At 46.8% G+C, this 19,443-nt stretch carries 16 protein-coding genes; 2 read left to right on the forward strand and 14 right to left on the reverse strand.

From position 1 onward, the window contains the following. Nucleotides 1–72 precede the first annotated feature (72 nt). From ACO08K_RS17830 to ACO08K_RS17845, 4 genes are all read right to left on the reverse strand, one after another. On the reverse strand, nucleotides 73–1,458 hold the full coding sequence (locus ACO08K_RS17830; RefSeq protein ID WP_421797767.1) for a tetratricopeptide repeat protein: 1,386 nt from the start codon (nucleotides 1,456–1,458) through the stop codon (nucleotides 73–75). 340 nt (nucleotides 1,459–1,798) lie between these two features. Then, nucleotides 1,799–2,224, reverse strand: a complete 426-nt coding sequence (locus ACO08K_RS17835) for a hypothetical protein (protein WP_421797768.1) — start codon at nucleotides 2,222–2,224, stop codon at nucleotides 1,799–1,801. 22 nt (nucleotides 2,225–2,246) lie between these two features. Continuing rightward, complete coding sequence (locus ACO08K_RS17840; RefSeq protein ID WP_421797769.1) at nucleotides 2,247–2,774, reverse strand: hypothetical protein; 528 nt, start codon at nucleotides 2,772–2,774, stop codon at nucleotides 2,247–2,249. 112 nt (nucleotides 2,775–2,886) lie between these two features. Further along, nucleotides 2,887–3,438: an RNA polymerase sigma factor gene (locus tag ACO08K_RS17845; RefSeq protein ID WP_421797770.1), complete on the reverse strand. Its 552-nt coding sequence runs from the start codon at nucleotides 3,436–3,438 to the stop codon at nucleotides 2,887–2,889. 108 nt (nucleotides 3,439–3,546) lie between these two features. On the opposite strand from ACO08K_RS17845, the gene ACO08K_RS17850 reads away from it, so the two are divergent. Further along, nucleotides 3,547–4,113 (forward strand): NUDIX hydrolase, encoded by a 567-nt coding sequence (locus ACO08K_RS17850; RefSeq protein ID WP_421797771.1) that lies wholly within the window; start codon nucleotides 3,547–3,549, stop codon nucleotides 4,111–4,113. 241 nt (nucleotides 4,114–4,354) lie between these two features. Next, entirely contained in the window at nucleotides 4,355–4,903 is a 549-nt protein-coding gene (locus tag ACO08K_RS17855) for an RNA 2'-phosphotransferase (protein WP_421797772.1), read from the forward strand. A gap of 159 nt (nucleotides 4,904–5,062) precedes the next feature. Here ACO08K_RS17855 and ACO08K_RS17860 read toward each other — a convergent pair whose 3' ends face one another. The 10 genes from ACO08K_RS17860 to ACO08K_RS17905 form a co-directional block, all read right to left on the reverse strand. Further along, entirely contained in the window at nucleotides 5,063–6,520 is a 1,458-nt protein-coding gene (locus ACO08K_RS17860) for a M14 family zinc carboxypeptidase (RefSeq protein WP_421797773.1), read from the reverse strand. 78 nt (nucleotides 6,521–6,598) lie between these two features. Next, entirely contained in the window at nucleotides 6,599–8,251 is a 1,653-nt protein-coding gene (locus tag ACO08K_RS17865) for a serine hydrolase domain-containing protein (RefSeq protein WP_421797774.1), read from the reverse strand. A gap of 81 nt (nucleotides 8,252–8,332) precedes the next feature. Next, nucleotides 8,333–9,493: a helix-turn-helix domain-containing protein gene (locus tag ACO08K_RS17870; protein WP_421797775.1), complete on the reverse strand. Its 1,161-nt coding sequence runs from the start codon at nucleotides 9,491–9,493 to the stop codon at nucleotides 8,333–8,335. Nucleotides 9,494–9,738: 245 nt separating this feature from the next. Then, nucleotides 9,739–10,788, reverse strand: coding sequence for a 2-oxoacid:ferredoxin oxidoreductase subunit beta (locus ACO08K_RS17875; RefSeq protein WP_421797776.1), 1,050 nt, complete (start codon nucleotides 10,786–10,788; stop codon nucleotides 9,739–9,741). 139 nt (nucleotides 10,789–10,927) lie between these two features. Further along, nucleotides 10,928–12,733 (reverse strand): 2-oxoacid:acceptor oxidoreductase subunit alpha, encoded by a 1,806-nt coding sequence (locus ACO08K_RS17880; RefSeq protein WP_421797777.1) that lies wholly within the window; start codon nucleotides 12,731–12,733, stop codon nucleotides 10,928–10,930. Next, the gene (locus ACO08K_RS17885) at nucleotides 12,712–14,508 is read right to left on the reverse strand and encodes an FAD-dependent oxidoreductase (protein ID WP_421797778.1); all 1,797 of its coding nucleotides are present in this window, start codon (nucleotides 14,506–14,508) and stop codon (nucleotides 12,712–12,714) included. The genes ACO08K_RS17880 and ACO08K_RS17885 overlap by 22 nt, the downstream gene beginning before the upstream one ends. A 109-nt stretch (nucleotides 14,509–14,617) precedes the next feature. Continuing rightward, a complete protein-coding gene (gene pgl, locus ACO08K_RS17890) occupies nucleotides 14,618–15,337 on the reverse strand; it encodes a 6-phosphogluconolactonase (protein WP_421797779.1) in 720 nt (239 codons plus the stop codon). Between the two features lie 151 nt (nucleotides 15,338–15,488). Continuing rightward, nucleotides 15,489–17,309 (reverse strand): tetratricopeptide repeat protein, encoded by a 1,821-nt coding sequence (locus ACO08K_RS17895; RefSeq protein WP_421797780.1) that lies wholly within the window; start codon nucleotides 17,307–17,309, stop codon nucleotides 15,489–15,491. 176 nt (nucleotides 17,310–17,485) lie between these two features. Further along, nucleotides 17,486–17,968: a Uma2 family endonuclease gene (locus tag ACO08K_RS17900; protein WP_421797781.1), complete on the reverse strand. Its 483-nt coding sequence runs from the start codon at nucleotides 17,966–17,968 to the stop codon at nucleotides 17,486–17,488. Nucleotides 17,969–18,141: 173 nt separating this feature from the next. Beyond that, on the reverse strand, nucleotides 18,142–19,434 hold the full coding sequence (locus ACO08K_RS17905) for a sensor histidine kinase (RefSeq protein ID WP_421797782.1): 1,293 nt from the start codon (nucleotides 19,432–19,434) through the stop codon (nucleotides 18,142–18,144). Between the last annotated feature and the right edge of the window lie 9 nt (nucleotides 19,435–19,443).

A 19,443-nucleotide genomic window follows, 5' to 3' on the forward strand; every position in this document is an offset into this window, starting at 1 on the left:
ATGATGAATGAGAAATGATGAGTGATGAATAGGTAAAGCAACCAGAATTAATCACTCATCATTTCTCATTTATCACTGCTCTAAGGCTTTTACTAAAGAGAGTACAGCTGCATCCCTCCGCAGTTCCGGCATCATATCGAACAATAGCTCGTGGCTGGCATATTCATCCTCCAGCACCTCACTAAGCTGGAGTAGTGCTTCCTGACGATCGCCCATGCGGAACAAACACGCAATGCGGCAGTAGCTCAGTTCAGGACTTACCGTACTTTCCTCCGCCATGTCCAGAATTTCTAGTGCGCCGTCTTCCTGACCAGTCAGCATCAAAAACAAGGCATATTGCAACCAATACTCAGCTGCTTCTGGTGCAATGTCGGTTGCCTGGCAGTAGTGGGTTTCCGCCAATTCCAGCTCATCGAGTTGGGTGTAAGCTTGAGCGAGGCTGGCGTGGTATTCCTCGCGATTGTCGTCAATTTCGATGGCCTTTTTGCAGTAGTGCGCTGCGAGTTCCCATTGCTGTTCGGCTATTGCAATTTCGCCCAAGTGGAAAAAAACCTCATCGTGGTGATTCTCCAACTCCAGGGCTTTTTTCAAAAAGGATTTGGCTATTTGTGAATGGCCCATATGCAATTGGCATTGGCCCATGCGCAACAACAAATCAGCGTCGGCACCAAAGTTGTCCTGAATCTCTTCACAAATATCAAAGGTCAAGGGGTAACGCTGCAGTTCAAAAGCCAGGTCAGCCCTTTCGCGGTAGGCGAGTTCGTAGGTATCGTCGGCCAGGTAGGAGAATTCGAGTGCTTCGAGGGCATCCTCGTAGTTGCCCAGATGCGTATGGCAAAGCCCTAGATTGTACCAGGCTACAGAGGAGTAGGGATTCTCGTCGATGATTTGCTCGTGCAGGGTCACACATTCCTCGTAGTTGCGGACGTGCTGTACGGCAGTCATGATTTTTTCGAGGCCGTGCCGCATTTCTGAGTCGTGGATTACCGCTGCTTTCAGCGCCAGGTACATGGCTTCGTATTCATGTTGGTGTTCGTAAATCAAAGCCCGCACGAAATGCGATTCAGCCAGGATGTTGGGGTCGAGCTCATCGGGTAGATGCCCCAATTGCTCATGGGCAGCTTGATGGTCGCCCAGATAAGTGAGTGCCTGTGCCCGCAGCAGCAGTATTTCAGGTTCGTTGGGGGCCAAAATTTCTGCCTGGGTCAGCACGTCCAATGCTAGGTATTCCTGGTTGGCTTGAATGAGAACTTCTGCTTTGCGCAGCAAAAACTCAACGGTATAGCTATGACTGTCAATGGCACGTTCGACGACTTCCATTGCCCGATCAAAAATCTCTTCGCTGAGGTAGTGATCAATCAAATGTCGGTAAGCATCTTGGTCCAAAAAAAGGGACTCTCCTTGTTCCAACATGGCTTCATACTCGGTAACTAAATCGATCAGCGCCTGATTACTCATAAGGTACAATTGTAGTCTTTAAGCAGATTGTTGCTAAAGATAACGAAAAGGCATTGACATCTCCGAACTTTAGTCCGAGTAAGTGAAGACCATTAATGGAACGGTAGCTGTTTTTGAGGGAACGGTAAAATAGGTCTAAGTCTTTGTCCTTTAATAGTTTATTGTTTTGAATTATTTATCTTTTGACATATACGAACAAAAAAAATGCCAAAGGCCAGACTTATTAAAATATTTGTGTATTATTTTTTTGCGAATAAAAGTAGTGAAGTAGTCCTCTGCACCGCGCACCGGTCACTGAGCGTAGCCGAAGTGCCGGGGGGTGGTGCGGAGGACTACTTCACTACTTTTTCCCTCTTGCTTCCTGGACTCGCCGCAATAATTCCTTATTGAACTCTTGTTCACTGCGTTGCAAAAGGGCAATCTTCCGAACGGCCATAAAACCCTTCATGCGTTGAAAATAGTCGCGTTTGAGTTTGATGAGCTCTTCTTCCATCTCAAAACGATCCAGTACGGCACGTTCTACCTCTTGGTCGCTCAAAGTGTTGAGGTCTTGCTCGGAGCGGTATTTTTGGCGAATCCTTTTTTGTTCCGCTTCGTATTGGTTGTATACTGGCCAAAACTTCTCCGATTCTTCGGGAGTGAGTTTCAATTTATCCGTGATGAACGCCACTTTAAGGGCGCGAATCCGGTCCTGTGCCTGGGCCTTTTGGGGCAAAGCCAGCAGAAAAGCCCCAAACAAAACCGACGCTACGATCCATTTTTTCATGTTGCTGTGATCTTTTTCCGGGTTAGAGTAATTCCTTAAGGGCCTCAGCATCCATTTCCTGAATGACATCATCCAGGTATTGATCCAGGTCCTCGGGCGTTAAATCTTCAAAGCTGGGCTGATTCTCCTGATTGGAAGCGAATTCCAGCAGGGTTTCGGTGTCAAATTCGTGGAAATTCGCCTGAATATAGGCATTCAGTGATTCGGGGTCCAGTTTGGCCAATTCCGCACTTAGTTCAGATTCTGCCACTGGTTGACTTTGATACAACCAAACGGCACCCAAGGTGATGAGCAGGGCAATAGTTGCAAAACCAAGTGCCCAACGGGGTTGGAACAAAAGCTGGAGGGGCTCAAAAAAACGGTCCAGCCAGCCAATATTTTTGTCAGGAGCAATTTGAGAATTGCCTTGTACTTTTTCCAGTACCTCTTTTTGCATGCGCTGGAAATAGTCTTCCGGTAGGCGAAAACCATCCCCTTGCTCCTTCAGCTTGAGTAAGTGAGGCGACAGTTCCTCCAACTCTTTACGGATATCCTCATCAGGGCGTTTCATTCTTTGTTGTTTTGGTTAGACTTTATGTACACAAGCTAGTTTGGACATAAAATCTATTGAGCTTGAATAAACTAATGCAGTGGGGCAAAAAACGGATGTATTTTAACTACCCCTATGTTGCAAAAAACTGTTCTACCTTTTTGACCGCGTGGTGAAAAGATGCCTTGAGCGCCCCCACCGAAGTATTGAGCAATTGAGACATTTCTTCATAGCCCATTTCCTCGTAGTACCGCAAGTTGAATACTTCCTTCTGGCGGTCTGGCAGGGTTTCTAGGGCTTGTTTCAAGCGAATCTGGGCCTCGTCTCCATCAAAAAACGAGTCGGCCTGCAAACGATTGGCCAGGTTGATGTTGGCATCGTCAATTGAGGTCGAACTCCGCCGCTTGCGCTGGTTGAGGAAGGTGATGGCCTCATTGGTTACGATGCGGTACAACCAGGTATACAGGCCCGATTTTCCTTCAAACTGCCCGATGTTGCGAAACACTTTCACCAAGGCGTTTTGTAAGACATCGTTGGCATCGTCGTGGTCGTTCAACAGGCGCCTCACTTGCCAATACAGCCGCTCTTGATGGGTTTCCATCAGTAGCCGAAACCCACGTTCCAGGGTTTTAGGGTTTCGCATGAGTCCCAGGATTTCGTCGTCACTGGTTTTGGCCTGCGGCATCAGATTTTGTTGGTTTGAAAGATTTGACTCGGATTTGTGGCTATGGTTTAAACGGAGGCTGAATTTTTATCCTTATTTTACATCAGAAAGATAAAAAACTTGTAACGTATGATGCGGGTGGAACAGCAAAAACAATTTACCCTGGATTTTTTAAAGGCTTATCATCCTGCAAATGAGGTTGAGCGGGCCCATGTACAGGAAGTGATGGCCTTCATTCAAAGCCAGGATAACCCCTTTTATCCCCAACTCCCCGCTGGCCACATTACGGTTTCTGCCATCTTAATGGATCAGAAACAGCAGGACATCCTTTTTCATTACCATCAAAAATTGGATCGTTGGTTGCAGTTCGGAGGCCATGTGGAGCCAGATCAGGACTTCAATACCTTACAGGCAGCTATTCGGGAGCTGATGGAGGAAACGGGTTTGAGTGTAACGGCAATTAGCGTTTTTGGTGAAGGGGAGCCAATTGATGTAGATGTGCACCTGATTCCGGCACGGGCTGATTTTCCAGCGCACCCGCACCACGATCTGCGCTACTTGTTTAAATTGATTTTACCCGCTAAATTTGATGAAAAATCCTTTCGTTGGATCCCAATTGAAGAGCTATTGGCCTGGGAGGATGCCTCAATTCAGCGTTTTGCCCAGAAAGTTTTTGAGCTGGTTCAAACAGCTTAAGCCAAAAATCAAAACCAGACAAGGAACTTAATCCAGTTTTTGATCGTTTTTTAGTTACCACACTCGGGAGGGGCAGGTGAAATTTTGACAAATTTATTTTTTTGGCATGCAAGGCGCAAAGCGCAGACGTAGCCAAAGCTACGGCGAGCATTTGCAACGCAGCAGGCCAAAAAAATAAAGAGACAAAAATCGCCTGCCCCTCCCGAGTGTGGTATATTACCTAGCTAGTGAATCATATAAAATGAACACCCAAGTACAAACGCGGCTCAGCAAAAAACTTTCGCTGTTGCTGCGGCACCAACCCGAGCTTTATGGCTTGCACCTCGATGAAAATGGCTGGTGCAGCATAGCTGAACTTTTGGATGCCTTTGCCAAAAAAGGCCAGGATCTTTCCATCGACGCCCTACTCGAAGTAGTTCAGGAAAACGATAAACAACGTTTTGCTTTTAGTCCTGATGGCTTGAAAATTCGGGCTAGTCAGGGCCATTCTATCGATGTTGACCTGGGCTACAGCCCACAAGTGCCCCCGGACATTTTGTACCATGGTACGGCCGACCGCTTTTTACCCGCCATCCTCAATGTGGGCATCATCAAAGGAAAACGCCATCAGGTGCACCTCTCCCTGGATATTGAAACCGCAGAAAAAGTGGGCGAACGACATGGCCGGGTCGTTGTGCTTAAAGTATTTGCGGGCAAAATGCATGCCATCGGCCATAACTTTTACCAATCAGATAATGGGGTTTGGTTGGTGGAGGAGGTGCCGGTGGGGTACTTTGAGGTGGTAAGTTGAACCACTTTCAGGATTTAAATGCTTTTACAGCTTCGCAGCGGATTAATTTGAACCACCTTAGGCACCTTAGAACACCTTAGGGGAAAAAGTTTTCCTCTAAGGTGTTCTAAGGTGCCTAAGGTGGTTCAAAAGAAAAATAATATAACTATTAGGTTTGAATCACAACACCTTATGCAAAAAACCATTCACCACTGCATACTCTGTTTTTCCATCTTTTTGCAATAAAATCGAACCACTTGAGCCCAAGTTAATCGAGCCCGAATTTCCAGGACTTGCCGGATTGCTCTTGGGGCGAATCAACAAAACGGGCAACTTACTCAATTCCAAACTCTCCGGCCAGCTGCTCACCTGCACATCTGTAAAGCCTTCGCGAAGCAAGGCCAGGTGATCCAGCTTTTGCGCCTCTTGCCAGGTAATTACTCCGGGTCGAATATTGCCAGGAACAGCTTGATAACCCTCCAAGTCAATTTCATCATACCCGAAAGTGTTCTGCAAGTCTCCCATCTCAGAAATGTTGGAGCGGTAGAAAAACTTGCGGCTGTTGTCATAATTCACTTCTTCGCGGCGGAAAGCCAAATCCACCTTGTAGGTTTTGTCGGTACGAGTAACCTGAATTTTGCGCACGATCAGGTCCTGCATGCCGCTGGGCTGATTTTCGGGCAAACCCTCATAGGCGCTGTAATCCCAATCCTTATGCCGTCCGTTGGCAATGGCTTCCAAGGCAGTCAGAAAGATGGAAAAATTGAGGCGGCGGAGCATCTGGTTTTCGGGGTCGCCTTTCAAACCTCCACTCTCGATCAGTATGGTACGGGTGCCCCATTTTTGGATATTGTCGCCAAAGGCGCGGGGTTCAAAGGCATCGTCATAGCGGCCGACTTGTTTCGGGATGTGGCGTTGCAACAATTGGTTCATTACCCCAATCAGGCGCATGGCGTCGCCCCGGGTTTCATTGATTTGTTTTTCATAATTGTAGGCTGGTGCCAATACCGAGATTGAAGCTGGATAGGGGCCGACGCCGGCACCGAGATAGATGTTTTGATCGTGGAGGTTGAAGCCCCAATCGGCTTTGGTTTCATCCCGCACCTTTTTGAGGATGCGACCTTCGGGCGTTTGCAGGCGCATGGCGTCCCGGTTGATGTCGATCCCCTGCATGTTGCGCCGGGTGAAGCGGTTGGCCCCATCGGGGTTGAGCATGGGGATAAAATGCAGGGTCAACTTTGACAAAAGCAATTGCCTTACCGAATCCAGTTCATCCTTTTTTTGTAGGAACTGAAACAAGTCCATCAGCGCCATGGTCGCCGTTGATTCATCGCCATGCATCTGCGACCACATCAGCACTTTAACTGGCCCGGTGCCGATGCTGATGTGGTAGATGTTGCGGTCCTGGAAGGATTTTCCCGCCAGCTTCACCTTAAAAGGTTCTGGCAGCGCCTTGATCATCGGCTCAATGTCTTCCAATTTGAAGCGACGGGTTTCGAGACCACTGACCCGGTACGCAGGGTGCTGGTCGAAAAAGCGCTCAGCGTTGGGCGAAATGGCCGGTTCAGTAGCCTGCTGGGTTTTGCTTTGGCAAGCGAAGAGGCCACAAAATATTAGGATGAGTAGGAACTTTTGCATGCTTAAGGTACAATGGTTAGAATCGCAAATAACGGAAATTATTTGAGATTCAAAAAACAGTCATCCTGGACAAACGAATCATTCCACTTTCTCAAAACGCAAACTCCTCACCCGATTATAGGTCAGCAAAATCGCCATCACCCGTCCATTGGCCCCGGTTTCCAGCCTCATTTTGTAATCCGATGCCAGGAGCTCTCCTTTTTGTACTACCTCGATTTTGATTTCATTTTTTGCCCCCTCCCTTTTAAAAATCAAACCCTTTTCTGCTGACATTTTGATGCTAAACGCCAGGTCCAGCTCAGCACTAAAATACTTGCCGACACAAGCTTGCAAATAAGCATCTGAAGGAGCGAAAGGAGGAAGTTTTTTAAACACCTCGGGCTGATCCGACTTGGTATAGAGCACCATAGTACTCGTCGAATCAGGCCGGTTGTTGAAGGCAATTTTCCAGTCTTCATCAATGTCCCAGTGGTATAAATTGCCTTCCTCCTGAATCAGTTTGCGCGGGTTGTTGTTGTCCATCTGCCAGTACAATTGACCTTCTTTGAGCTGAATCCGAATGATGTTGTTTTCTGAGCTGCGGTATTGACCGACTAAATCGCTGGGTGTTGATGCCGTTTGTACTTGTGCTGGTCGGGTGGGGTAAGGGATTTCGACTGTTTTACGCCCCAAAATTTGGGCAGCCACTTCCCGGGCAATCCCTCCACTCCACAAGTTGCCATTGTTGCTCAGGACAATGATGCTCAATTTTTCGCCCGGGAAACGTAGGGTTTGGGCATTGTACGAGCCCGTGCTCCCGGAGTGATGCACTGCAGGATAGCCATTGATCGGACTGAATTCCAGGCCATAGCCATAACTTTGAATTCGGGTGTTGGGGATTGGTTTTTGGCTCAGGTTCAACAATGAATTGGCTTTGGCTGCAGCATTTTGAACGGCTTGTTCAAACACCAATTGATCCTTCAACGTGGTGTATAAAAAGCCATCCGCATAAAGATTGGTCATCATGGGATATTGCTGCCAGCTGCCGTCACCCCAGTCGTTGTAGGGCAGCGCCTGAAAAGGAATTACTGCCATGTAATTCGTGCAAAATTGGGTATTGGGCATACCTAAGTCTTCAAAAAACTGTTTGGCAAATTTTGGAAAGGGGGTTCCGCTCACTTTGGTGACAATTTCCGCCAGCAGGGTATAGTTGGAGTTGCTGTACCAATGCTCGGTATCTGGCGCGAAATTGAGCTCTTTTTGCTTCAGCAACAAAGCCAGCGCATCCTCATTGTCCAGGCCTTCCTGTCGCCACCAGGGCTTCCCGCTGATGCTAAGTAAGTCATAAAAATCCCGGACGCCACTGGAATGATTGAGCAGGGTTTTGAGCGGGATGGCGGCTTTGAGCTGGGGATACATTTGCGGCAAGTATTGGCGGATGTCGGCTTCGAGGGAGAGTTTGTTTTCCAAAACCAGTTTTAGTACGCACAAGGCCGTGAACTGTTTGGCTACCGAAGCCAGGTTGAAGCGGGTTTGGGAATCAACAGGCATTTTGTGTTGCAAATTGGCCAGACCCAGGTATCGCTCGTACACGATGGTGCCATTTTTAACAATGCCCAGCGCCAAACCCGGTGCGCCAGCCTTGATTTTGGATTCCAGCAATTGATCATTTTTGGCAACGTCGATGTTTTGGGCAATACCACGGGTGAAAGGTGCCAGCAATAAAAAAAGGGTGAAGAAAAAACTTTTCATGATCCTGTTTTTGTAATTCAAGCCCCAAAAATCAGGCAGAACAGTTTCTCCGGCGCTTCAAATCCAGATTTGGCACCCATTTTAGCCCTGATTTTTCAGGTAGTGCTGTGGAGAGAGGCCGGTACTTTTTTTAAAAGCGCGATTAAACGTGGATTTGGAATTGAAACCACATTCCAGGGCGAGGGCCAGGAGGGTTTTTTGGCGCTGTTCCCCCTTTTGAAATTTTTCAAGGATGGCCTCGGTACGGTATTGATTGACGAAGTCGTTGAAGTTGAGTTGGAAGCCTTGATTCACGATTTGCGACACCTGCTTGGGGTTGGTCTTGAGTTTGTCCGCAACATCAGTGAGGGTGAGGTTGGGGTTTTCAAACAGCCGCTCCGTTTGCATCATTTGCACAACTTTTTCCTTCCACTCTGGTAAATTGACCAATTCGCTAGGTTCTTTGATCTCCTTTTCTTGCACCTGAACAGGTGCTTCCTGATCGGATAGTGCCGCCTCCACGGCAATCACCGATTGCACCGAATTGGCGTAGCCGCTGATGGTGATGTAGTAGAACAAAATGGAAAAACAGAGGTAGTACCAGAATTTACTGCCAAATTCTCCCCATTCCGGGTTCAAAATAAAAAACAAGACCCTCAACAATGAAATCAGCAACAAGGCGAGGAGGTACCGTTGAACCCAATTGAACAAAATCGAATCGGCAAAGCTGACCACTTCAAAAGCCAGCTTCTTGTACACCGCGTAATAGCGCAAACTCAGGTACAAATACACCAGCATCGACACCAAACCCGCTACTTGGTACCAGGGATCCAGGTCCTTGTCCTGTTGATCGGCATAAAAGTAGTATTGATGCAGGATGATTTTATCGGTGACAAATACGATAAGGGTGTACACAAAATAAGCCAGGGCGGGGAAGAAGTGCCAAAAGTCTTTTTTGCTGAGTTTAAAAGACTTGTTCAACAAACTTTGGGTGTAAAAATAGATCACCGGCCCGATGAGCAGCAATTGTTGGAAGGGGACATAAAACATGATGTTGCGGCTAAACTCCCGGGAGTACCAGCCCGCATAGCCCAGCATAAATGGGGCAATGTACATCGCGCACAAAAAAACAAACAGGCTTAGCCACAGACTGGCCTTGTCCTGGTGCTGCCAGCCTTTTTTGAGGAGCAAAAAGCAAAAAACCAGGCCATGGACGAAGAAAATGAGCAGGAGGCCGCTCTTTGGTGTGAAGTCGAATTGCATGGGTGAAAAGGGTAGCGAAGGTTGTACAACCAAGGTAAAACGTAGTGTGCTTCCCAATGTTTAAGCAAAACGAAAAAAAGGACTCCAAGTATTTTTCTCCATGGGACATTTTGTAGCACAAAGGACACAAAGGGGGCACAAAGGGCACAAAGGTCGTCAACGCCTAACTTTGTGTCCTTTGTGCCCCCTTTGTGTCCTTTGTGCTACTATGTCGCTTTGGTGTACTTCAAAGAGTTGGGAGTCACTTACCGTAATCCCCGATTGATCTCCTCCAACACCGAACTTCCCGGGCACAAATCCTCCTCCAGCAACTCATTCAGCGGAGTGGCTACCGTACCGATGATGTCATGCAAATCCTGGGTGTTCGGATCGATGTACAACAAACCTGTGAGAATTTCCTGATTGGCCCGAGACATATAAATGCGTTGCATTGCTGCCATTTTATCGCGTGGGTCCCAGTTGGGCGCCAATTTGGTCAGTTGCAGCATGGAACCATCGTGCAGGGTCAAATCAGCAGAAGTACCTTCGGCATAATCCATGGTGATCTCTTCGCCCGGCGGTACATAGTCAACCACATCGGCAGTGGTGATGTGTTCACGAACGTAATCGTAGGACTTGGTGGAACCCATATTGTTGTTGAAGGTAACACAAGGCGAAATGACATCGATCAGGGCGAAACCATGGTGGGAAACCGCCGCTTTGATCAATGGAATCAACTGAGTTTTATCCCCCGAAAAACTGCGGGCCACAAAGGTAGCGCCCAACTCCAGTGCCAGAGCAGGTAAGTCGATGGCCTGGAAATGGTTCATGCCATTTTTGCTGATCGAACCCACATCAGCTGTCGCCGAGTCTTGCCCTTTGGTTAGCCCGTAACAGCCATTGTTCATCACGATGTATACCACGTTCAGGTTGCGGCGTATCGCATGTACGAACTGCCCCATGCCGATGCTGGCTGTATCGCCGTCGCCGGAGACCCCCATGTAGATCAAATCACGGTTGGCCAGGTTCGCGCCCGTTGCCACCGAGGGCATGCGCCCGTGTACGGAGTTGAAGCCGTGCGAATTGCCCAGGAAGTAGGTGGGTGTTTTAGAAGAACAACCAATACCCGACAACTTGGCCAAACGATGTGGCGCAATTGACATTTCAAAACAGGCCTGCGTAATGGCACCACTAATGGAGTCGTGACCACAACCGCCACAGAGGGTCGAAATGGCGCCCTCGTAGTCTTTTTTCGTAAAGCCCAAATCGTTTTTGGGCAGATCGGGGTGGCGGAATGAAGGTTTTACGTAAGTCATATGATGAAAGAGTTGAGAAGTTGAGTAAGTTGAAAAGTTGAGGAGTTGAGGAGTTGAGGAGTTGAGGAGTTGAGGCTACCACAGCGACTTAGGCAAGAACGCGTCTAAGTTGCTGCGGTAGCCTCAACTCCTCAACTTCTCAACCTCTCAACTTCTCTTTTATTTCCCCCTGAATATACGCCGCCGTAATCGGCATGCCGTCAAAATTCAGGACGCGAATCAGCTTATCCGGATTCACCTCTAATTCATTGATCAACAAGCTACGCATTTGCGCATCGCGGTTTTGCTCAATGACGTAAATGCGTTCGTGTGCCTGTACAAAGTCTTCGACTTGTTTGGAGAAAGGAAAGGACAAGAGGCGCATGGCGTCCAGTTCAATTCCATCTTCACGCAGCAAATCCAGAGCTTCCAGCGCCGAATCGGTGGTGGTGCCAAAGAAGATGACTCCCTCTTTATTTTGGTTGCCCTGCTGGTAAAACTCCGGCTGTGGGATGATTTCTTTGGCAGTATCCCATTTTTTGAGCAGGCGGTTCATGTTGCGCACATAGACCGATCCATCTTCGGTGTACCGGGCGTATTCATCGCGTGAAGTACCCCGGGTGAAAAACGAACCCTTGGTGGGGTGTGTTCCCGGAATGGTTCGGTAGGTGATACCGTCGCCATCGGAATCGAGGTAACGGCCAAATTGACCAATGCGCTCCAGGTCTTCGGCATCGTATACTTTCCCCCAGTCGTATTTGCGGCTGTCGTCCCACTTCAGAGGTGGAGAAAGGTGTTCATTCATGCCCAAATCCAGGTCAATCATGACCAGGATGGGTGTTTGTAAACGATCCGCCAAATCGAAGGACAAGGCCTGGATTTCAAAACACTCTTTAGGATTGGCTGGAAACAAAAGGATATGTTTCGTATCCCCATGCGAAGCATAGGCGGCCAGCAGAATATCCGATTGTTGGGTGCGGGTAGGCATCCCCGTGGAAGGCCCGGAACGTTGTACGTCGGTCAACACCACCGGGATTTCAGCAAAATAAGCCAAACCCAGAAACTCATTCATCAAGGATACCCCAGGGCCGCTGGTAGCAGTAAAAGAGCGTGCACCATTCCAGTTGGCGCCGATGGCAACCCCAATGGCTGCCAGTTCGTCTTCCGCCTGGACTACCGCAAATTTCTTTTTACCTGTTTCCTTATCAATCCGCAAGCGGTTGGCGTATTTTTCAAAAGCCTGTACCAGCGAAGTAGAAGGAGTGATCGGGTACCAGGCGGCTACCGTAGCGCCACCGTATACCGCTCCCAGCCCGCAGGCCGAGTTGCCGTCCATCACAATGCTATCGCCCACTAGGTCGCGGGTTTCCATCCGAATAGGCAAGGGGTATTCGTAATGCTCAGCCACATAGTTGCGCCCTAGTTCCATGGCATGGATGTTGGGGGCGATCAGTTTTTCCTTCTTTTTGAATTCATCGGCAATGATGCCTTTGAAGACTTCAAAATCCATGTCCAACAACATCGACAGTGCGCCAACGTAGATCATGTTTTTGAACAATTGCCGCTGCCGTGGATCGGTGTATTCGCGCAAGCAAATTTCCATCATCGGGATACCGATGTAGGTGATGTCTTCACGGACAAACTCCGGGTGCAGGATTTTGGTACTGTCATACACAAAATAACCTCCCGAGCTGACCGATTTGACGTCCTGCGGCAAACTTTGAGGGTTGATACACACCATCAAATCGATGCCGTCGCGGCGTCCCAGGTAGCCCTTTTCACTGATGCGTACTTCGTACCAGGTAGGCAAACCCTGAATATTGGAAGGAAAGATGTTTTTGGCCGAAAAAGGCAAGCCCATGCGGAACACTGCCTTGGCAAACATGTTATTGGCACTCGCCGAACCGGTGCCATTGACATTGGCGAAACGTACTACAAAGTCGTTTACAGCTGCAACACTCCGCATACATTACTGGCTTTACTCGTTGAATATAAAAATTTCTGCATGTCCCAAGCTGCGGTAGGGCAGCGCTCTGCACAAAGACCACAGTGCAAACAGACGTCTTCGTCCTTGACCATCACCCTTTGGGTTTGGGGCAAAAGGTCGGAAACGTACAAGTCCTGGGAAAGATTGAGGGCGGGGGCGTTGAGCCGCGTGCGCAGGTCTGCTTCTTCCCCGTTCGTGGTGAACGTAATGCAGGAAGTAGGGCAAATGTCTACACAAGCGTCACATTCTATGCAGCGATTGGTGTAAAATACGGTTTGTGCATCGCAGTTCAAACAACGCTGGGCTTCTTTAAAACCCGTATCCTTGGCGAAACCCAATTCCACCTCCACCTTGCGATCTTTGAGGGTCTTCTGCTTTTCCGCATGAGGAACTTTGTAGCGGTCGTCGTTGACTACTACACTATCGTAAATCCACTCGTGGATCCCCATTTTTTGGCTCACCAAATTGGTCAGCGGCGAAGGGCGCACTTGTACATCCTTGCCCTGGCAATACAGGTCGATCGACACCGCAGCGTGGTGACCCTGTGCTACCGCCGTGATTACGTTTTCAGGGCCAAAAGCGGCATCGCCGCCAAAGAACACCTGATCCAGGGTAGACTGGAAGGTTTTGCGGGAAACTACGGGCATTCCCCAATTGTCGAACTCCAGACCCAGGTCGCGTTCAATCCAGGGGAAAGTATTTTCCTGACCAATGGCAATCAACACGTCATCCGCTTCGATGTATACCAGGGGTTCACCCGTTGGTACCAGAGAGCGTTTGCCTTTTTCGTCGTAAACGGCCTTGACTTTTTCAAAACGCATGCCAACCAGGCGACCATTTTCTACCACAAATTCCTTGGGTACGTGGTTGTCCAAAATTGGAATGTCTTCATGCAGTGCGTCTTCTTTCTCCCAGGGCGAAGCTTTCATCTCCGCGAAGGGGCTACGCACCACTACTCTTACCTCCTCACCACCGAGGCGGCGGGAAGTGCGGCAACAGTCCATAGCGGTGTTGCCACCACCGAGTACGATGACTTTTTTGCCTATTTTATTGGTGTGTTCAAAAGCTACGCTGGCCAACCATTCGATTCCGATGTGGATGTTGGCTTTGCCTTCTTCGCGGCCGGGGATGTTGAGGTCGCGGCCTTTGGGGGCACCCGTACCTACAAACACGGCATCGTAGCCCTGGTTGAGCACTTCGCGTAAACTGGAAACGTAGGTTTTGAAATGGGTATGAATGCCCATGTCGAGGACGAAATTTACCTCCTCGTTGAGCACCGTTTCGGGCAAGCGAAAACTTGGAATCTGGCTGCGCATCATGCCTCCTCCAGCGATTTGTTCGTCGAAAAGGTGGATTTCGTAACCTTGCGGGGCGAGGTCACGGGCAACGGTCAAGGAAGCTGGGCCACCCCCGATCAAGGCAATTTTTTTGCCGTTTTTGATCAGTGGAATTTCTGGCAGCCAGGCTTGCACATCGCCTTTATTATCGGCAGCTACCCGTTTGAGGCGGCAAATTGCCACGGGTTCTTCATCAACCCGGCCACGGCGGCATGCGGGTTCACAAGGCCTGTCGCAGGTACGTCCCAATACACCAGGAAAAACGTTCGACTCCCAATTGACCATGTAGGCTTCGGTATAACGTTCCGCCGCGATCAATCGGATATACTCCGGTACGGGTGTATGCGCTGGGCAGGCATACTGACAATCCACAACTTTGTGGAAATATTCAGGATCGGTTATGTCTGTAGGTCGCAATGCTTATTGTTTGTATAAATTTTAGAAACCGACCCAATATAGCAACCTTGTTTGGAAATAATCATCCAAACTTAAGAAAAATACTGTTTTTTGTTTTTTGCCAAATAAGCTATGGTTTTGGATTGGCTGCCTGGTCAAAAAGCCAATATAATTGTCCGCTGGATGGGTTCACGTAGGTGGCGGGGAAAAGTTTGGCGTTTTGTTTGCCTCCGGTAATGAGTTTTACTTTTTCGGTTTTGTCGGCACCGGTGACCAAAAAAACGACCCGCTCGGCACGGTTGATGACCTGCATGGTGATGGTCACCCGGGACTGGCCGGATTCAGGGTGGGTAACTGCCTCACATACCCGCGCAGAAGCCAATAAATCCAGGCGATTGGGGAAAATGGAGGCGGTATGGCCGTCAGCGCCCATGCCTAAGAGCACCAAATCCAGTTTGGGCACACCATTTACAATAGGCAGGGTGTCGCGCAGGACTTGTGCGTAGCGTAGCGCTTCTTCGGCCGGGTCATCCTCTCCCTGGATGCGGAAGATGTTGGCAGCGGGAATACCGAGGGGCAACAAAAGGTGCTCCATGGCCGCGCGGTAGTTGCTTTCTTCATCTTCAGGAGACACACAACGCTCGTCGCCCCAGTAAAACTTGATTTTTTGCCATTCAATTTTGTCGCGGTAGTTGGCCACCAAATAGTCGAAAATGAAGATGGGGGTACGGCCGCCGGAGAGTGCGATGGAGAAGCTGTCTTTGGAAGCGACCAACTCACCGAGCCAATCGGCAAAGGTGCTGGTCAGTTCAGCTACGGTGGGGAAAGTGTTGTGTGTAGTGAGCGTCATTGTTTGGATTTGGGGTAAAGATAGGGAAGGAAAGTCGAAAAACTGCTTCAATTTTAACCATAGAGGTATGACATCATTAACTAATTTTGGATGTATATTGTCTTGAAGATTAAAAAAGGAATATTGGCTTCGTGCACATTAGCGTTAACCCTCATTCTCTTTTTCTAATTTCATCCATTTGCCTTTTCATTTGATTTAGAATGTCACGTTCTTGACTAAGAGAAGTTAACTCTGAACTGAGTCGCTTCCTTTCATTTATTCGCTTAGCTTTTATATCTTTTTCCCTGTTCTCGATTTGGGTTTTAAGAGATTTTATTTGTTCTTTAATGTCCATCTCAAATGCTTTTTTTGTTTCAGCTTCATTTATATAAAAATCATAGAAGTAGAAATATAATGGGATAATCCATTTTAATATGTGGCTAACTCCCAGACCAAGAAGATACACAATGCCTCCCAATATTATTAAACCAACAACTTTGGCAAAAAATAATTCTTCAGGTTCAGTTTCTGTAACTATATAAACAAACCATACTGCTACTAAAAGTATTGGAAATACTTTTTTTAAGTCGTTAAATTTTTCAATGTATTCTGAATACCTTGGTCTAAGGTACTTGTTTTTTTTTGCCATTTCTAGCTGATATACAGCATCCTTATTTTCCCTTCTAATTTCGTCAGCTTCTAAATACTCGAGTTTTTCGATTTCTCCCTTCTTATCTTGAATGTTTTTTTCATTTTGACTAGACTCATTTTTTAATATTTCTTCAGTTTTATCTGTTAGGTTAGATAATAGTGCATTAGCTTCAAAATTCCAGCCTTTCAGGTCAATAATACTTGAAATGTCTGCATTATTTTGCAATTCCATTACTTTATTTATCTTATTGACTATTTGAATTAATTCATTTGTGCTATCTTTAGTCCAAATACTTTCAAATGCTTTTTTTAATTTTAAAAAATTCAAATATTCTTCTTTTAGTTTAATTCTTTCTTCAGTTTTAATTACTCGAGTAAGCTTTTCAATAAAATCACCTGGTATTAGATTGTCGTCAGTATTAAGGATTTTATGGAAGGACTCAGGATTTAGATTTAAAGCTAATCGAAAAGATTTAATGGCGGGCTCTTTCAAATCCAAGCATACTTCGAGAATTCCTTTTTGCACCAACAATGATGCGTTTTGTGGGTCATGAGATAATGCCTCCTTCACATTTTTATACCCCTCCTCAAATTCTTTTTGGAATATATTAATTTCGATCAAATTGATTAATGCATCAATCTTTAAAAGAATGTTTTTGCGTCCGATCTCACTGTATCGTATAGCGTTTGTAAAAGCAATTTTAGCATAATCAATTTCATTTACAAAACTGTATGCAAAACCCAACTCTAACCATGCTAATCCATCGTACCTGCCTATTTCATGTTTAAGCGAACTAACATAAAGAGCAATTGCTTCTGCCAAATTCTCCTCCTTGAATTTGACAGATGAGTAGGCTTGTTCCATTTGCTCCCGAGCTTTCTTTCTTTTTTCTCCTGAAATTACTTCTCCAGGGTTGGAAAGTACATATAACAGTTCTTTTTGGAGTAATGTAATTTGGGAAATAATTCGATTACTCGAATTTACAATAGAATTATTTACAAGCAAAACGCTTGAATTAATATCATTTAATCCATGTTTAACATTTCTGTTTATCTCTTGAAGTTCATCAAATGACTTAATCGCAAAAATTTTGAAACTTTCGTTTAAATTCCCAATATCTTTTTTAATCGATTCAAATGTATCAATGCTGATTTGGTTAGATATTTGAAGTTTTTCAAATCGAGATAAAATGTCTTTTTCTACTACTAATCCTTGTTTTTGAATTTGAAGAATTTCATTAGATGCCTTCGCAGTATCTTTTTGGGCCAACTCTTGCTTTGCTTCCGAGAATTTCGGAAGAAAATATTTCTCGATATTATGAACAAGTACTTTGCCAATCATTCTTGAATTGTTTTATTTTTATATTGTTATTCTATTAGGGGGGTATTCTTAGTTGCATTTTGGTCGGTTGACTCAAAACACTTAAAACCATCCCGCTTTTAGAAAAAGACAACTTACTATCAATATATAAGTACAAATTTCATTACCCACAAGTTCCAAAGTGCTAATATTTCCTCTCACTTAAACACCTTCCCCAACTCAATCCTCACCCCCGTCATCGGATCTTCCAAAGTCTCCTTCCGCGTAAAAGTCAACGTCTCCCGATCCGCCATCACCACATGAATGATCCCAAAAGCAGGCTCCACAAACCAGGCAGACTTCACTCCCGCCGGGAAATAAATATTTTTGGCTTTGTCAATCAGGTCTTCTACCCCTTGTTGATAGGAAAGAATTTCGATGGTGGTGATGGGCGTTTCTTTGACTTTGTGTTCTTCGGCCCACCAATCATAGGAGAGGTTGGGGTAAATACAAATGTCAGGTCGGGCGCGACCAGGTAGTTCCAGGTCGAGCTCGGGCAATGCGTCATACAGATGCTCGAATTGAGCGAGCTCAATGATCAAGCGGCTTTGAATGTGGGCATGATTTTTTCCACTTGGCTTTTCAATTTCAGCTTCATAGTCTGGCACAATCGATTCGATGATTTCTTCTCTGATGGTCATGAATGAAGCGTTTATGGGGCGATAAAAAAATAAATGCTCATTTTGCCATAGGATTAGATGAGTAAACGGTTCAATTTAAGTGTCTTATCTAATCCTATGGCTTAGGAAAAATGAACATTTATTTTTGCCCCACTATTATGGCCAATAAAGATAAGGATAAAAAATAAATAATGCTACCCCCACCAAATCCGAAACCAAGTCCAGCCATCCTCCTCCATCCTCAGCGAAAACTTCCACCCATGCCCCATCAAAATATCCCGAATCAAGGTTAGCCCAATGCCCTGGCCCTCCGTCTTATTGCTAAAAAAAGGGGTAAATAAAAGGTGCTCATGATCCTTGGGAATTGGAGCGCCATTGTTGCGAATGTTCAAACTGTTTGCTGCCAAAACCACTTCCACCTGTTGCCCAGCTATACAAGCCTCCAGCGCATTTTTCAGGATGTTGATCAGTACCTGCTCCATTTGTTGTACATCCACCTTGATGCGGACAGGTAGTGGCGAAGATGTAAAACTCAGCTGCACCCCTTTTTCCACAAACAGTGGTTGGTGCAATGTGATAGCATCTTGCAAGACCCCATTAAAATCCCGGTACTCCAACTGCGGCTGCGGCAGGCGGACCACATCAGCAAAGCGGCGCATGAACAAATTGAGGCGTTCATTACGGGAATAGGCGACGGCCAGCGCGGCGGAGAATTGATTTTCTTCCTGCTTTATCAGGTAGCGTTTTGTGCTGTCGATGATAGAATTGATGGCTCCCACGGTATTGTTGACCTCGTGGGCCATCATGCGGATAACTTTGCCGTAGGCCTTTTTTTCGGAAGCAAGCAGCTCTTCGCTGAGCTCTTCCACCATGATGAAGGGGCGCTGAAAACCCCGATCCATAAAAAAGGAGCGCTGTACTTTGTAGGTTTCGATGCCGTTGATGGCAATGGTTTGGTGGTCGCCGTTTTTTAAGGGGATCAGGTGCGGCGTAAGTGGATGGGCCAAGGTTGCCAGTGGCCGATTGTGCCAACTCTGATCCAGAGGCGACAAGCCCAATAAATCCTGAGCTTTAGGGTTGATTTCACTCAAATGGTCGTCAAAATCCAGGATCAAAATGGCAATAGGCGAGGCTTTGATCAGTTTTTCCAAAAAATAATGTTGCTCTGCCAATTGGGTACGTTCGACGCGTAGTTGTTCGATCATGCTGTTGTACACGGCGATGAGTTCGTCCACTTCGCGGTTGCCCGTGGGCCGAAAGGTGATGGAAAAATCCTGATCACGAATGGCCTCAATGCCCGATAAAATATACTGGAACGGGCGGTGTACGTCCCGGAATATGGCATAAGAAAAATACAGCGATACCAACACCAAAAGCTCGGAGGCGATGAAGACAACTTTGTTTTCATACAGCACCCGGAAGGCCAGGTATATGATCACCCCGTGCAAAACGAGAATCAAAAGGAAGTATTTGATCCGCAAATTCATGGTGTTATT

The sequence above is a fragment of the Haliscomenobacter sp. genome (genome assembly GCF_965225875.1).
In the GTDB taxonomy this organism is placed as follows: domain Bacteria; phylum Bacteroidota; class Bacteroidia; order Chitinophagales; family Saprospiraceae; genus Haliscomenobacter.

What these genes read in the sequence shown, in the direction of transcription:
- ACO08K_RS17905 (WP_421797782.1), bottom strand. Translation starts at nt 19,434, where the DNA reads ATGAATTTGCGGATCAAATACTTCCTTTTGATTCTCGTTTTGCACGGG.
- ACO08K_RS17865 (WP_421797774.1), bottom strand. Translation starts at nt 8,251, where the DNA reads ATGAAAAGTTTTTTCTTCACCCTTTTTTTATTGCTGGCACCTTTCACC.
- ACO08K_RS17900 (WP_421797781.1), bottom strand. Translation starts at nt 17,968, where the DNA reads ATGACCATCAGAGAAGAAATCATCGAATCGATTGTGCCAGACTATGAA.
- ACO08K_RS17870 (WP_421797775.1), bottom strand. Translation starts at nt 9,493, where the DNA reads ATGCAATTCGACTTCACACCAAAGAGCGGCCTCCTGCTCATTTTCTTC.
- pgl (WP_421797779.1), bottom strand. Translation starts at nt 15,337, where the DNA reads ATGACGCTCACTACACACAACACTTTCCCCACCGTAGCTGAACTGACC.
- ACO08K_RS17830 (WP_421797767.1), bottom strand. Translation starts at nt 1,458, where the DNA reads ATGAGTAATCAGGCGCTGATCGATTTAGTTACCGAGTATGAAGCCATG.
- ACO08K_RS17875 (WP_421797776.1), bottom strand. Translation starts at nt 10,788, where the DNA reads ATGACTTACGTAAAACCTTCATTCCGCCACCCCGATCTGCCCAAAAAC.
- ACO08K_RS17895 (WP_421797780.1), bottom strand. Translation starts at nt 17,309, where the DNA reads ATGATTGGCAAAGTACTTGTTCATAATATCGAGAAATATTTTCTTCCG.
- ACO08K_RS17840 (WP_421797769.1), bottom strand. Translation starts at nt 2,774, where the DNA reads ATGAAACGCCCTGATGAGGATATCCGTAAAGAGTTGGAGGAACTGTCG.
- ACO08K_RS17845 (WP_421797770.1), bottom strand. Translation starts at nt 3,438, where the DNA reads ATGCCGCAGGCCAAAACCAGTGACGACGAAATCCTGGGACTCATGCGA.
- ACO08K_RS17850 (WP_421797771.1), top strand. Translation starts at nt 3,547, where the DNA reads ATGATGCGGGTGGAACAGCAAAAACAATTTACCCTGGATTTTTTAAAG.
- ACO08K_RS17860 (WP_421797773.1), bottom strand. Translation starts at nt 6,520, where the DNA reads ATGCAAAAGTTCCTACTCATCCTAATATTTTGTGGCCTCTTCGCTTGC.
- ACO08K_RS17880 (WP_421797777.1), bottom strand. Translation starts at nt 12,733, where the DNA reads ATGCGGAGTGTTGCAGCTGTAAACGACTTTGTAGTACGTTTCGCCAAT.
- ACO08K_RS17835 (WP_421797768.1), bottom strand. Translation starts at nt 2,224, where the DNA reads ATGAAAAAATGGATCGTAGCGTCGGTTTTGTTTGGGGCTTTTCTGCTG.
- ACO08K_RS17855 (WP_421797772.1), top strand. Translation starts at nt 4,355, where the DNA reads ATGAACACCCAAGTACAAACGCGGCTCAGCAAAAAACTTTCGCTGTTG.